The organism is Nocardioides panaciterrulae, assembly GCF_013409645.1.
Classification (GTDB): domain Bacteria; phylum Actinomycetota; class Actinomycetes; order Propionibacteriales; family Nocardioidaceae; genus Nocardioides; species Nocardioides panaciterrulae.
Genome location: NZ_JACCBG010000001.1, coordinates 2400292 through 2414859, shown reverse-complemented (window position 1 = coordinate 2414859; position 14568 = coordinate 2400292). Strand labels below are relative to the sequence as shown.

The window sequence follows — 14568 nt, the reverse complement described above, 5'->3', positions numbered from 1 at the left end:
GTGGCCCCATGGAGCTGCGCATCTTCACCGAGCCTCAGCAGGGCGCGACGTACGACGACCTCTTGGCGGTGGCGCTGACCGCCGAGGAGTGCGGGTTCGGTGCGTTCTTCCGCTCCGACCACTACCTGGCCATGGGCGCCGACGGGCTGCCCGGACCGAGCGACGCCTGGGTGACGCTGGCCGGCCTGGCCCGCGACACCAGCACGATCCGGCTCGGCACGCTGATGACCAGCGCCACCTTCCGCCACCCAGGTCCGCTGGCGATCGCGGTCGCGAACGTCGACCAGATGAGCGGCGGCCGGGTCGAGCTCGGCCTCGGCGCGGGGTGGTACGAGCAGGAGCACACGGCGTACGGCATCCCGTTCCCCGACACCGCCGAGCGCTTCGACCGGTTCGAGGAGCAGCTCGCCGTGATCACGGGGCTGTGGGAGACACCGGCGGGGGAGACCTTCTCCTTCGACGGCCAGCACTACCGGCTCGAGGAGTCACCGGCGCTGCCCGCACCGGTGCAGCGGCCCCGCCCGCCCGTGCTCATCGGCGGCCGTGGGCGGAGGCGCACCCCGGCGCTGGCCGCGCGCTACGCCGACGAGTTCAACATGCCGTTCGTGGGCGAGGACGAGACCGCGACCCAGTTCGCCCGGGTCCGCCGGGCGTGCGAGGAGGCCGGCCGCGACCCCGGGGAGCTGGTCTGGTCCAACGCGCTCGTGCTCTGCGTCGGCAGGGACGAGGCGGAGCTGGACCGGCGCGCCGGGGCGATCGGCCGCGACAAGGCCGAGCTGCGCGAGAACGGCCTGGCGGGCACGCCCGCGGAGGTCGTGGAGAAGCTCGGCCGGTACGCCGCGCTCGGTGCCCAGCGCGCCTACCTGCAGGTCCTCGACCTCTCAGACCTCGACCACGTGCGGCTGGTCGCCGAGGAGGTCATGCCCCACCTCTGACGGCTGCACCAGCGCGCCGTCCGGGCTCTCCGGCCCGGATGCCGGCTCGGATGCCGCCCGAGGGGAGGCCTGGCCCGCTGCCGCTGCCGCCTCGCGGCGCAGGAACGCGCCCAGGTCGCCGATCGTGCTCATCAGCGGCGCCGGGAAGACCACCGTGGTGTTCTTGTCGACCCCGATCTCCATCAGCGACTGCAGGTTGCGCAGCTGCAGCGCCAGCGGGTGCGCCATCATCACGTCCGAGGCGTCGCCGAGGGCCGCGGCCGCGGCCGCCTCGCCCTCGGCGGCGATGATCTTCGCCCGCTTCTCGCGCTCGGCCTCGGCCTCCTTGGCCATCGCCCGCTTCATCGTCTCGGGCAGCTGGATGTCCTTGAGCTCCACGAGCGTGACCACCACGCCCCACTCGGTCGTGGTCGCGTCGAGGATCTCGCGGATGCTCACGTTGATGTTGGCGGTCTCGGCGAGCGCCTGGTCCAGCGAGTGCTGGCCCACGACGTTGCGCAACGTCGTCTGGGCGAACTGGTTGATCGCCGCGGCGACGTTCTCGATGGCCACCACCGACTTCACGGCGTCCACGACGCGGTAGTAGGCCACGCCCGCCACGTCGATGCTGACGTTGTCGCGGGTGATGATGCCCTGGCTCTGGATCGGCATGGTGACGATCCGCAGCGAGACGCGGTGCATCCGGTCGACCAGCGGGATGATGAACCGCAGCCCCGGGTCCCGGACCCCGATCACCCGGCCGAGCCGGAAGACGACGCCGCGTTCGTACTGCTTGACGACCCGCACCGACAGCGCGACCAGGCCGAGCACGACCAGGACGGCCGCGCCGACCACCAGCCAGGTCCACATCTCAGGCTCCCTGGCTACGGTCGGCGGTGCCCTGCAGCCGGTCGGCGATCCCCCGCGCCCAGGCGTCGATCTCCTCCCAGTCGCGGAAGTCTCCTGCCGGCAGCCACCTCCGGCCCGACGGCAGCCGCCGGATCAGCCGGTCCAGCGGGCGGAGCCGGCCCGGCTCGAGCGCACCGTAGAAGACGCGCAGGTCCTGCGGGGCGAGGGTGTCGCGGAGCTCGACGAACTCCGCGGGACGGGTGAGCTCGAGCAGGTCCCGGCCGCGGTCGTCGCGCCGTGCGTGGCCCAGGGGCCCGCTGCTGAACAGCCACACCGGCCGCTCGGCGAGCAGGTCCGCGTGCCGCCGCACGAACTCCACCGGACCCCGCAGCCAGGAGCCGCGGTAGGCCGCGCTGCCGACGACGAACGCGTCGTAGGGCCGGGCGTCCAGCCGTGCCGTCGCCTCGCGGACGTCGGCGTCCAGGCCGGCTGCCCGCAGCGTCTCCCCGAGGCGCTCGGCGATGGCGCGGGTGGCGCCGTACCTGCTGCCGTAGGCGACCAGGACCGTCATGGGAACCTCCTCGGCTGCCACCCTGCGCGAGGCGGCACCCGGGCGGCAGGGCAGAAAGACCCGGGCCGGCTGGTCCGAGGACGGTCCCACGAGCGATAGCCTGTGGGGCATGACGAACCCGCCCGAGGCGCCCTTCGGCCGCGTGCTGACCGCGATGGCGACGGCCTTCCACGACGACGGCTCCGTCGACCTGGACGGCACCGCCCGGATCGCCGCCCACCTCGTCGAGCACGGCCACGACGGCGTGGTCGTCTCCGGCACCACCGGGGAGTCCCCGACCACCACCGTCGCCGAGGACGGCCAGATCCTCGCGGTGGTCAAGGACGCGGTCGGCGGCCGGGCCAAGGTCGTCGCCGGGGTCGGCACCAACGCCACCGCGCACTCGATCGAGCTGGCACGCCAGGCCGAGAAGGTCGGGGCCGACGGCCTGCTGCTGGTCACCCCCTACTACAGCAAGCCCGGCCAGGCCGGGGTGCTGCACCACTTCCGCTCCGTGGTCGAGGCCACCGACGTGCCGGTGATGCTGTACGACGTGCCCGGCCGGACCGCGACCGAGATCTCGCTCGGCGTCTACGAGCAGATGATCGCCATGGCGCCGGTCGTCGCCGTCAAGGATGCGGTGGGCAACTACGCCCGCGGGGTCCGGATCATGCAGCTGGGCTACGCCCTCTACTCCGGCGACGACGCCAACAACCTCGGCTGGCTGGCCCACGGCGCCGCCGGGGTGGTCTCGGTGGTCGGCCACGCGGCCGGCGACCAGACCCGGGCCATGGTCGACGCCTTCCTCGCCGGCGACACCGCCGGCGCCCTGGAGATCTTCACGCGGCTGCTCCCCGCGATCGACGCCGTGATGGGCGTCGCCAACTACGGAGCGACCACCGCGAAGGCTGCCCTGCAGCTGCTCGGGGTCCTCGACAACCGCAACGTCCGCGCGCCGCTCGTGCCGCTGGACGACGACGAACTGGCCGGGCTGCGAGCAGGGCTCGCGGCGTCCGGCCTGCTAGGGACCTAGATGTCACACCCTCATCCCGAGCTCTCCACGCCGGCCCCGCTGCCGAACGGAGCGCTGCGGGTCATCCCGCTCGGGGGCCTGGGCGAGATCGGTCGCAACATGACCGTCTTCGAGTACGACGGCCGCCTGCTGATCGTCGACTGCGGCGTGCTGTTCCCCGAGGACAACCACCCGGGCGTCGACCTGATCCTGCCGGACTTCGAGGCGATCCGGGACCGCCTCGACCGGGTCGAGGCGCTGGTGCTCACCCACGGCCACGAGGACCACATCGGCGCCACGCCGTACCTCCTGCGCGAGCGCGGCGACATCCCGCTGGTCGGCTCGAAGCTCACCTTGGCGCTGCTCGACAGCAAGCTGCGCGAGCACCGGCTCCGGGAGACCGTGCACCACGTGGTCAAGGAGGGGGACCGGATCACCCTGGGCCCGTTCGACCTGGAGTTCGTGGCGGTCAACCACTCCATCCCCGACGCGCTGGCCGTCGCCATCCGGACCGGTGCCGGCACCGTCCTGCACACCGGTGACTTCAAGATGGACCAGCTGCCGCTGGACGGCCGGATCACCGACCTGCGCTCGTTCGCGCGGCTGGGGGAGGAGGGCGTCGACCTCTTCCTGGTCGACTCCACGAACGCGGAGACCCCGGGGTTCACCCCGTCGGAGCGGGGCATCACCCCGGTCATCGACCAGGTCTTCCGCGACTCCGAGCAGCGGGTCATCGTGGCCTGCTTCGCCTCCCACGTGCACCGGGTGCAGCAGGTGCTCGACGCGGCGTACGCCCACGAGCGGCAGGTCGCCTACGTCGGCCGCTCGATGGTGCGCAACATGGGCATCGCGCGCGACCTGGGCTTCCTCAAGGTGCCGCCGAACACGCTGGTCGACGCCAAGGAGCTCGCCGAGCTGCCGCCCCAGCACCAGGTGCTGATCTCCACCGGGTCGCAGGGCGAGCCGATGAGCGCGCTGAGCCGGATCGCCCAGCGCAACCACAACTTCGTGCACATCGAGGAGGGCGACACCGTCCTGCTCGCCTCGAGCCTGATCCCCGGCAACGAGAACGCGGTCTTCCGCGTGATCAACGGCCTGGCCCGGTGGGGCGCCCGCGTGGTCCACAAGGGCAACGCGATGGTGCACGTGAGCGGCCACGCCAGCGCCGGCGAGCTGCTCTACTGCTACAACATCGTCAAGCCGCGCAACGTGCTCCCGGTGCACGGGGAGATGCGGCACATGATCGCCAACGCCGAGCTGGCCCGCGCGACCGGCGTGCCCAACGTCGTGGTCGCCGAGGACGGCGTGGTCGTCGACCTGGTCGACGGCGTGGCCTCGGTCACCGGCAAGGTCGACTGCGGCTACGTCTTCGTCGACGGCTCCTCGGTCGGCGACGTCACCGAGTCCGACCTCAAGGACCGCCGCATCCTCGGCGAGGAGGGGTTCATCTCGGTGATCGTGGTCGTCGACTCCGTCACCGGCAAGGTGTGCGGGGGCCCGGAGATCCACGCCCGCGGCAACGCCCTGGACGACTCGGTCTTCGACGAGATCAAGCAGCCGATCATCGACGCCCTCGACCGCGCTGTGGCCGAAGGCAACACGGACTCCTACCAATTGCAGCAGACTGTGCGTCGCGTCATCGGTCGCTGGGTCAACCAGACCCACCGGCGACGCCCGATGATCATCCCGGTGGTCGTCGAGGCCTGAGGTCTGTTCTGGGGGACTCCGATGGGCGCAGCGGACACCGCGCACGCCGAGGGGGTGCGCCGGCTGTACGACCTGATGCGCCGGGTCAACTCGCCGAGCGACCTGGGCGAGGTGCTGGAGGAGGCGGCCAACGCCGTGGTCGAGGGTCTCGGCTACGGGGTGGCGGCCATCTCCCGGCTCGAGGGTGACACGCTGGTGATGACCGCCGTCGCTGCCCCCGAGGACGTGCGGCGCCAGATCCTCGGTCGCCGCACCCCGGTCGCCGAGACCTTCGCCGAGTTCATGCAGGCCGACCGGTGGGGGATCCTGCGCTACGTCCCGTACGGTCGGGTCTCCACCGACTTCTACAAGAACATGTGGGTGCCCGACATCGTGCCGGGCGACGCCCCCGACAGCTGGCACCCGCTCGACGCCCTCTACGCACCCCTCGACTCCGCGGACGGCGCCCTGCTGGGCAACATGGCGGTCGACCTGCCGCCGGGCAACCGGGTGCCCGACCAGCAGCAGCGCGAGCTGCTCGAGATGTTCGTGGTGCAGGCCGGGCTGGCCATCTCCAACGCCCAACAGCGCGAGCGACTGGCCGAGCAGGTGCGCCTGGGCCAGGCGGTCAAGGAGGTGGTCCTCACCGCGGTCTCCGGTGACCTGGACGAGGTGCTGGCCACCGCGGCGGCGGCCGTTCACCGGGGCATGCCGGCCGCCCAGGTGTCCCTGCGCTGCTTCCCGGACCCGCTCGACAACCGGCGTGAGCAGGTCGCCGGCTTCCCCGGCGAGAATCCCGCCAGCGGGCCGCTGCCCGCGTTGCGGGCCGACCTGGTGGCCCACGTGGCCGCCCACGGCGCCCGCCCGATCGTGATGCACGCGGACGGCCGGGGTTGCGAGGCCCTGCCGGGCAGCCGGGACGCCCTGGCCGCGCACATCCGACGCCACGACTGGAGCCGGATGGTCGTCTCCCCGGTCGGTGCCGGCACCGAGGTGCTCGGCTACCTCGGCGTGATGCGCGGTCAGGACCAGCCGGAGTTCAATGAGGCCGAGCTCGACGCCATCCACGAGGCCAGCAGGGAGCTGGGCCGTGTGGTGCTCGAGGCGCGGGTGCGCGAGACCCAGCGTCGGCTGATGGCCGAGCTGCAGGAGGTGGACCGCTACAAGGGGGAGCTGATCGCCACGATCTCCCACGAGCTGCGCACGCCGCTGACCTCGATCGTCGGCCACGCCGAGCTGCTCGAGGACAGCCATGTGCACGTGCCGTCGGTCTCGGCGATCAGCCGGAACGCGGCCCGCCTGCAGCGGCTGGTCGGAAGCCTGCTGGACTACGCCCGCATCCAGGACAAGCGCGAGCACGTCCGGATCCCGGTCGACCTCGGCGAGACGTGCCGCGCCAGTCTGGACATGCTCGCCATCCAGGCCGAGTCGGCTGGCGTGGCCCTGTGCCTGGTGGTGCCCGAGCACGAGGTCGTCGTCGCCGGCGACCCCGACGAGCTGGCCCGCGCGATCGACAACATCTGTGGCAACGCGGTGAAGTACACCCGCCCCGGCGGCTCGGTCGACGTCGTGGTGCGCGCGGTCGAGGGCCATGGCGAGGTCGCGGTCACCGACACCGGCCTCGGCATCGCGCCGGCCGACCAGGCCCGGCTGTTCTCGGCCTTCCACCGGACGACCAACCCCGAGGCGCTGACGATCCCCGGCACCGGGCTCGGGCTGGCGATCGCGCGGCGCATCGCCGACGTCCACGGCGGCACCATCGAGGTGGACTCCGCCCTCGACCGGGGCAGCACCTTCACCCTGCGCGTGCCCATGGCCGGCCGCCCCACTGCCCCCTGACCCGCTCCGGCGTCGAGCTGCTCAGCTCAGGTGGTCGCGACGAGGACGCCGGCCGTGACCAGCCCCTGCCCCAGGTGGTAGGTGACCATCACCAGCAGGTGGGCGTGGGGGAGTGGCCGCACGAACCGGTCGACGGACAGGACGGCGTCGCTGACCACGAAGACGGCGGCGCCCACGGCCACGAGCGGCTCGCCGGTCCACCACGCGCCGAGCAGCATCGCGGCGATGACCAGCATGTAGGCGGCCACCGGCACCGCCAGAGCCGGGCCGTCCAGCCGGAGCGTGGCGGGCAGCACCCGGCGGGTCGCCGCGAGCACCCCCACGAGGACCAGCACGCCCAGCCAGGACCAGCTCGCCCCGGGGAGCCCGAGCCGCGCGAAGCAGACCAGGTAGGCCAGGTGGCCGAGCAGGAAGGCGCCGAGGCCGGCCCGGAAGCGGCCCAGCGTGCCGCCGAGCAGGAACACGTCGCCGGCGAGGCCGAACGCCAGCGCGACGAGCAGCCAGCGCCCGGGGACGGACCCGGTGCCGCCGAGCGCGGCGGCGGTCCCGAGCAGCGCGAGCAGGGTGGCCGGCTTCGCCCAGGTCTCGGTACGCCGGGCCCCGGTGGCCACCGCCCACCAGTCGACCCCGGCGAGCACGGCCGGCACGACCCACACGACCCCGGTGCGCACGCGCGCAGCATGGCAGCGCCCGTGGCGACCCGGGAAGGGTCGCGCGCCCCGCCGTACCGTGCCCGGTGCCGGACGGCACCCCGACACGCTCCCTGTGGTCCCTGTGACAGGTGGGACCATCGATTACGTTGATGACCATGGCGACCCGTACGTCTTCCCCGCCGGGGTCGCGGAGCAAGAGCACGTCCACCACCGGCACGCGCAGCACCGGTAAGGGCGGCTCGAGCACCCGATCACGGAGTAGCGGAAGCACCTCCCGGAGCAGGTCCGGCTCGAGCAGCACGTCCCGCAGCCGGGCGTCCTCCACCAAGAGCCGGTCCTCCAGCGCGCGGCGCCCGGCGCCGCGCGCTGTGCGTAGTGGGCCGGGGCCGGTCGCCGGCGCGTTCACCGCGCTCGGCCACGGGCTGACCGCGCTCTGGCTGGGCATCGCCCACGCCCTCGGGGCGCTGGCCCGCAGCATCGGCCACTCCGCGCGTGAGCTCGAGCCGGAGCTCCGCCGCGACGGCGCCGGCCTGCTGCTGGTCGGCCTCGCGATCATCTCGGCCGCGGCCGTGTGGTGGCAGCTGCCGGGCTCGGTGATGGGCGGCGTCCGCACGATCGTCGAGGGCTCGGTCGGCAAGGTCGGCTTCCTGGTGCCGCTGGCCCTGGTCTGGGTCGGCTGGCGCAACATGCGCGACCCCGAGCACAACGGTCCGGCGGGTCGCCAGGCCGTCGGCTGGACGGCGCTGTGCTTCGGCGTCCTCGGGATCGTGCAGATCGCCAACGACAACCCGCAGCCGGTGCTGGGCGACGCCAGCGACCTGCGCGATGCCGGCGGCGCGGTCGGGTACGTCGTGGCCAGCCTGCTGCTCGACCTGCTGCGCACGGCGTACGTCGTGGTGCCGCTGCTGGTCCTGCTGGCCTTCTTCGGCGTGCTGGTCATCACCGCCACGCCGCTCTACCAGGTGCCCGCCAAGCTCGCCCTGACCCGCGACAGCCTGCTGGGCCGCCATCCGGACGAGGACGAGGAGCGCGACGCTCCCAAGCCGTCGGCCCGGAGCCGCAGGTCCCGGCCCCAGGACGACCTCGACCTCCCGATGGGCGACCCGGCGTACGACAGCCCGGTGCTGGAGGACCGCGAGGTGAAGAAGCGCCGCGGGCGCCGGACCCCCGACGCCGTCGACGTCGCGCTCGCCGAGACCGACCCGGTGGGCATCGACGCCGTGCCCGAGGCAGCGGAGAAGGTCGAGCTGGCCCCGCCGCCGCACACGCCGCTGCCCCCGCGCGTCGAGCAGCTCGCGCTCTCCGGCGACATCGCCTACACGCTGCCCGGGAACGAGGTGCTCAAGCCGGGGTCGCCGCACAAGCCCCGGTCCAAGGCCAGCGACGCCGTGGTCGACCGGCTCACCCAGGTGCTGGAGGAGTTCTCGATCGACGCCCAGGTCACCGGCTACACCCGGGGGCCGACGGTCACCCGCTACGAGGTCGAGCTCGGCCCCGGCGTCAAGGTCGAGAAGATCACGAACATCCAGCGGAACATCGCCTACGCGGTGGCCTCGGCCGACGTGCGGATCCTCAGCCCGATCCCCGGCAAGTCCGCGGTCGGCGTGGAGATCCCCAACGTCGACAAGGAGATCGTCTCGCTCGGCGACGTGCTGCGCTCCAACACCGCGCGGTCCGACCACCACCCGATGGTCGCCGGCCTCGGCAAGGACGTCGAGGGCGGCTTCGTGGTCGCGAACCTCGCGAAGATGCCGCACCTACTCGTCGCCGGCGCCACCGGCTCGGGAAAGTCGAGCTTCATCAACTCGATGATCACCTCGATCCTGATGCGCTCCACGCCCGACGAGGTGCGGATGATCATGGTCGACCCCAAGCGGGTCGAGCTGAACGCCTACGAGGGCGTCCCGCACCTGATCACGCCGATCATCACCAACCCCAAGAAGGCGGCCGAGGCGCTGGCCTGGGTCGTGCGCGAGATGGACCTGCGCTACGACGACCTCGCGAACTTCGGGTTCCGGCACATCGACGACTTCAACAAGGCCGTCCGGGCCGGCAAGGTCGAGCTGCCGCCGGACAGTGAGCGCGAGCTGACGCCGTACCCCTACCTGCTGGTGATCGTCGACGAGCTCGCCGACCTGATGATGGTCGCCCCGCGCGACGTCGAGGACGCGGTCGTGCGCATCACCCAGCTGGCCCGGGCCGCGGGCATCCACCTGGTGCTCGCCACCCAGCGACCCAGCGTCGACGTCGTCACCGGCCTGATCAAGGCCAACGTGCCCTCCCGGCTGGCGTTCGCCACCTCCAGCCTGGCCGACAGCCGGGTCATCCTGGACCAGCCGGGCGCCGAGAAGCTCGTCGGCCAGGGCGACGGCCTGTTCCTGCCCATGGGTGCCTCCAAGCCGGTGCGCGTCCAGGGGTCGTGGGTGACCGAGCTGGAGATCGCCCAGGTGGTCAAGCACTGCCGGGGCCAGCTCGAGCCGACGTACCGCGAGGACGTCACGGCGCCGGCGCAGAGCAAGCGCGAGCTCGACGACGACATCGGCGACGACCTCGACCTGGTGATCCAGGCGATCGAGCTCGTGGTGTCGACGCAGTTCGGGTCGACCTCGATGCTGCAGCGCAAGCTGCGCGTCGGCTTCGCCAAGGCGGGTCGACTGATGGACATCCTCGAGAGCCGGGGCGTGGTCGGACCCAGTGAGGGGTCCAAGGCACGCGACGTGCTCGTGAAGCCAGACGAGATCGACGGCGTCATCGCCACGCTCCAAGGAGAGATGTGATGGAGGCACGTGCCCTGACCGACGAGACCCTGGACCAGCCGGGGTCCTACGACGACACGCCGGCGGAGCCCCTCGGGCTCGCGCCGCACCCGGTGGAGATCCGCCGGAACGGCGGCCTGGCCGCGCTGCTCGGTGGGCTGGCCTCCGCCGTGGCCATCGCCTACCTGGCCCGGGCCACCGGCACCGGCTCGTGGCTGGACTGGGCGCTGGTCGTGGTGATGGGTGTGCTCGGAATCGCGCACCTGCGCGCCTTCGTCGACGCCCGCACCCCGCTGCTGGTCGCCGACACGCAGGGCGTCCGGATCCGGCTGGGGCGCACCTGGCGCGGGATGCCGTGGGGCGCGCTGGCCCGGGTCGAGCACCGGCCCCGGCGCGGCGTGCTCCGCGACGGCCGGGTGGTCCTGGTCGCCCGCAACACCGACCGGGTGCTCGAGGAACTCGACGGCAGCGGCCGACGCCAGTCGCGGGTCGCCGAGCGGATGTACGGCGCCCCGTTCGCCGTCCCGCTCGCGCTGTCCACCCGGGTGAGCGGCGCCGGCGACGACCTGACCGCGGCGCTGGTCCGCCTGGCCGGTGGCGCCAGCGACATCGTCGAGGTCGGGCCGGTCCCGACGGCGGCCGACGAGGTGGCGCCCGCGCCGGAGCCCGAGGCCCCCGCGGTGGGGCGTGCCCGCCTCGGCCGGGCCCTTCGGGATCCTGACGAGGCAGTGGACGAGCAGGACGTCGCCGGGGAGCCCCGGCGCTGGCCCGACCCGCGTCCGGTGATCGCCCGCGGCATCGGCGTCGTGTCGGCGCTGCTGCCCGGGCGCCGCATCCTCGTCGACGAGGAGGCGGACCCGGCGCCCGCGTCGGAGGCAGGGCCGCTCGCCGCCCCCGCCGCGGCGCACAGCGAGGACCCGGACATGGTGGCGAGCGCCACCCCGGTGCCGCTGCGCGAGCCCGTGACCGCCGTCCGCGCCGAGTTCCGCAGCGACCTGGCACTGGACGTCACGCCGGGGGCAGCCGCCCTGGCGCCGGACCGGGACGACGCGGAGCGCCGGGGGCTGTCCGAGGCCCGCGAGCTGCGCCGGCCCGGCCGGGTCAACCTGGTCGAGGAGACCGTGGTGTGGAGCGACCGGGTCCGCCCGATCGCCCGGGCCGGCTCACCGGTCGAGCCGCTGGTGATCGACGACTTCGCCGTCGAGCCCGCCGAGGACCCGGTGGTCGGGCCCGAGCTGGTCGCGGCGCGCACCCGTCTGGGTCTCTCGGTCGACCAGCTGGCCGAGCGCACCCGGATCCGCCCGCACGTGATCGAGTCGATCGAGGTCGACGACTTCGCCCCCTGCGGCGGGGACTTCTACGCCCGCGGCCACCTGCGCACGCTGGCCCGGGTGCTGGGCGTGGACGTGACGCCTCTGCTCACCGCCTACGACGAGCGGTACGCCGACGCCCCCATCAACCCGCGCCGCGTCTTCGAGGCCGAGCTGGCCACGGGGGCGGGCGGCTCTATCCGCGGGACCCGGGGCGGGGCGAACTGGTCGGTGCTGGTCGCCGCGGTGATGACGCTGGTCCTGGCCTGGTCCGTGGCCCGGCTGGTCATGGACAGCCCGGTCGAGCTCACCCCGCCGGCGCCGCGCCTCAACGGCTCGGCCGGGCCGAACAGCAACGTGCGGCTGGGCGACCCGGTCCCGGTGGTCCTGTCGACCGCCAAGGGCGGCGCCCACGTGGTCGTGAGGGACGGGTCGGGCAGCGTCGCGTGGAGCGGCGACCTCTCGCTCGGTGAGCGGCACGTGCTGAAATCGGTCGTCCCGCCGGTGCGCGTGCAGTCCTCGGACGGCTCGCTGCGGATCAAGGTCGACGGTCACGACCGCGGAGCCCTCGGCGCCGACGGCCAGCCGGCCCAGGACACCTTCACGGTGCGCTGAGGGTCCACGGAACCGGCGATCCGGGGACGGGGGCGGTGAGCACGGTCACCGCCCCCGCGGCACGATGTGTGTCGGGTCGCGCGGAGCGGGCATACTCGTGACGATCATGACGACGCTGAGCACTACCGGCATCCCCGGCACACCAGGCACCACCGACACCGCCGCCACGGGAGACGACTCCCCGAGGTCCGCGCCGATGTCGGTCGCCCTGGTCACCCTGGGCTGCGCCCGCAACGAGGTCGACTCCGAGGAGCTGGCCGGCCGCCTGGAGGCCGACGGCTTCCGGCTGGTCGGCGACCCGGCCGACGCGGAGACGGTGGTGGTCAACACCTGCGGCTTCGTCGAGGCCGCCAAGAAGGACTCGGTGGACACGCTGCTCCAGGCCGCGGACCTCAAGCAGAGCGGCCGCACCCAGGCCGTCGTGGCGGTGGGCTGCCTGGCCGAGCGCTACGGCAAGGACCTCGCGGACTCCCTGCCCGAGGCCGACGCGGTGCTCGGCTTCGACGACTACCCCGACATCGCGGCCCGGCTGCGCTCGATCGTCGCCGGCGAGACCCACCAGGCCCACACGCCCCAGGACCGCAGGCGGCTGCTGCCGATCTCGCCGGTGGAGCGCGCGGCCAGCACCGCCGCGGTCCCCGGGCACGCCTCGGTCCAGCCCGCCCCGACCGCGGACCTCGGCGTCGGTGGCCCGGCGACCGGCCCCCGCGCCGTACGCCGCCGCCTCGACGGCGGTCCGGTGGCCCCGCTGAAGCTGGCCAGCGGCTGTGACCGCCGCTGCTCGTTCTGTGCGATCCCCAGCTTCCGCGGCTCGTTCGTCAGTCGTCGGCCCTCCGACGTGCTCGCCGAGGCCCGCTGGCTGGGCGAGCAGGGGGTGCGCGAGCTGTTCCTGGTGAGCGAGAACTCCACCTCCTACGGCAAGGACCTCGGCGACCTGCGCCTGCTGGAGACCCTGCTGCCCGAGCTCGCGGCGGTCGACGGCGTGCAGCGGGTGCGGGTGTCCTACCTGCAGCCGGCGGAGACCCGGCCGGGGCTGATCGAGACGATCGCCGCCACGCCGGGCGTGGTGCCGTACTTCGACCTGTCCTTCCAGCACGCCAGCGCCGCGGTGCTGCGCCGGATGCGGCGGTTCGGCGACCCGGAGAGCTTCCTGGGGCTGCTCGAGCGGATCCGCGCGCTGGCCCCCGAGGCCGGGGTGCGCTCCAATGTGATCGTCGGGTTCCCCGGGGAGACCGAGGACGACCTGCAGACCCTGTGCGACTTCCTCGTCGCCGCGCGGATGGACGTGACCGGCGTGTTCGGCTACTCCGACGAGGACGGCACCGAGGCGGCGACCTACGACGGCAAGCTGGACGACGACGAGGTGCGCGCGCGTGCCGAGCACGTCACCGCCCTGGTCGAGGAGCTCAACGCCCAGCGGGCCGAGGAGCGGATCGGTGAGCAGGTGACCGTGCTGGTGGAGTCATTGGGCGACTCACTGGCTGACTCACTGGCTGACTCACTGGGCGGCGACCGGGCGGCCGAGGGCCGCGCCGACCACCAGGGGCCGGAGGTCGACGGCACCACCTCGCTGGAGAGCGTGCCGGCCGGCACGGTCGTCGGCGACCTGGTGCCCGCGCTGGTCGTCGCCTCCGAGGGCGTGGACCTCGTGGCCCGACCGATCGCGGAGGGCCCGTGACCACTCCCGAGCGACAGGTCAGCAACCTGAACCTGCCCAACCTCCTGACCACGCTGCGCATCGTGATGGTGCCGTTCTTCGGCTGGGCGCTGCTGATCGACGGCGGGGACTCCGTGCTCTGGCGCACGGTCGCGTGGGCGCTGTTCGCGGTGGCGATGGTGACCGACAAGATCGACGGCGACATCGCCCGGGCCCGGGGCCTGGTGACGAACTTCGGCAAGATCGCCGACCCGATCGCAGACAAGGCGATCACCGGCATGGCCTTCGTCGGGCTCTCGGTGGTCGGTGACGTGTGGTGGTGGGTCACGATCGTGGTGCTGGTGCGGGAGTGGAGCGTCACGCTGCTGAGGCTCTCGTTGCTCAAGGACGTCGTCATCCCCGCCGCCCACAGCGGGAAGGTCAAGACCACACTGCAGGCCCTGGCGCTGGGCCTGTTGTGCCTGCCCCTGCGGCAGGTCGACGGGGCCCTGGACACGCCCGGCGAGATCGTCTTCTACCTCGCCCAGGTGCTGCTGGCGGCCGCGGTCGCGATGACGCTGTGGTCCGGCTACGAGTTCTTCAGGGACGTGCGGCGCCAGCGTCGCGCAACGGCAGCTGATCACGAACTGTTGACCTGACGTTCGGCTCTCCTTGCGCTCAAGTGGGCGTAGGCGAGGGTTAGGGTGAGCCGTCTCACACCACATCAGTGGTCTCTCGGCACACGCAC

At 73.0% G+C, this 14568-nt stretch carries 11 protein-coding genes; 8 read left to right on the top strand and 3 right to left on the bottom strand.

Features of this window, described 5'->3' with window-relative positions:
- Positions 1 to 8 precede the first annotated feature (8 nt).
- Entirely contained in the window at positions 9 to 935 is a 927-nt protein-coding gene (locus BJZ21_RS11400; protein ID WP_179663856.1) for an LLM class F420-dependent oxidoreductase, read from the top strand.
- On the opposite strand, the gene BJZ21_RS11395 is transcribed toward BJZ21_RS11400, so the two are convergent.
- Both BJZ21_RS11395 and BJZ21_RS11390 read right to left on the bottom strand, forming a co-directional pair.
- On the bottom strand, positions 882 to 1784 hold the full coding sequence (locus tag BJZ21_RS11395; RefSeq protein ID WP_179663855.1) for a slipin family protein: 903 nt from the start codon (positions 1782 to 1784) through the stop codon (positions 882 to 884). The genes BJZ21_RS11400 and BJZ21_RS11395 overlap by 54 nt on opposite strands.
- A gap of 1 nt (position 1785) precedes the next feature.
- Positions 1786 to 2334, bottom strand: coding sequence for a flavodoxin domain-containing protein (locus BJZ21_RS11390; protein ID WP_179663854.1), 549 nt, complete (start codon positions 2332 to 2334; stop codon positions 1786 to 1788).
- 109 nt (positions 2335 to 2443) lie between these two features.
- Here BJZ21_RS11390 and dapA point away from each other — a divergent pair, with 109 nt between their 5' ends.
- The 3 genes from dapA to BJZ21_RS11375 are packed head-to-tail and all read left to right on the top strand — an operon-like array spanning position 2444 to position 6850.
- Entirely contained in the window at positions 2444 to 3346 is a 903-nt protein-coding gene (gene dapA, locus BJZ21_RS11385; protein WP_179663853.1) for a 4-hydroxy-tetrahydrodipicolinate synthase, read from the top strand.
- The gene (locus BJZ21_RS11380) at positions 3347 to 5032 is read left to right on the top strand and encodes a ribonuclease J (RefSeq protein WP_179663852.1); all 1686 of its coding nucleotides are present in this window, start codon (positions 3347 to 3349) and stop codon (positions 5030 to 5032) included.
- A gap of 21 nt (positions 5033 to 5053) precedes the next feature.
- Positions 5054 to 6850: a sensor histidine kinase gene (locus tag BJZ21_RS11375; RefSeq protein ID WP_179663851.1), complete on the top strand. Its 1797-nt coding sequence runs from the start codon at positions 5054 to 5056 to the stop codon at positions 6848 to 6850.
- 26 nt (positions 6851 to 6876) lie between these two features.
- On the opposite strand, the gene BJZ21_RS11370 is transcribed toward BJZ21_RS11375, so the two are convergent.
- Positions 6877 to 7521, bottom strand: coding sequence for a lysoplasmalogenase family protein (locus tag BJZ21_RS11370; protein WP_179663850.1), 645 nt, complete (start codon positions 7519 to 7521; stop codon positions 6877 to 6879).
- Between the two features lie 137 nt (positions 7522 to 7658).
- Between BJZ21_RS11370 and BJZ21_RS11365 the strand changes: the two genes are divergently transcribed.
- From BJZ21_RS11365 to pgsA, 4 genes are all read left to right on the top strand, one after another.
- Positions 7659 to 10280 (top strand): FtsK/SpoIIIE family DNA translocase, encoded by a 2622-nt coding sequence (locus tag BJZ21_RS11365; protein WP_179663849.1) that lies wholly within the window; start codon positions 7659 to 7661, stop codon positions 10278 to 10280.
- Positions 10280 to 12184 carry a helix-turn-helix domain-containing protein gene (locus tag BJZ21_RS11360; RefSeq protein WP_179663848.1) on the top strand — a complete coding sequence of 635 codons (1905 nt, stop codon included), beginning with the start codon at positions 10280 to 10282 and terminating at the stop codon, positions 12182 to 12184. Before BJZ21_RS11365 ends, BJZ21_RS11360 begins: the two co-directional genes overlap by 1 nt.
- Positions 12185 to 12380: 196 nt before the next feature.
- Entirely contained in the window at positions 12381 to 13862 is a 1482-nt protein-coding gene (locus BJZ21_RS11355) for a MiaB/RimO family radical SAM methylthiotransferase (RefSeq protein ID WP_179665658.1), read from the top strand.
- Positions 13859 to 14479, top strand: coding sequence for a CDP-diacylglycerol--glycerol-3-phosphate 3-phosphatidyltransferase (pgsA, locus tag BJZ21_RS11350; RefSeq protein ID WP_343052103.1), 621 nt, complete (start codon positions 13859 to 13861; stop codon positions 14477 to 14479). The genes BJZ21_RS11355 and pgsA overlap by 4 nt, the downstream gene beginning before the upstream one ends.
- Positions 14480 to 14568: the final 89 nt, after the last annotated feature.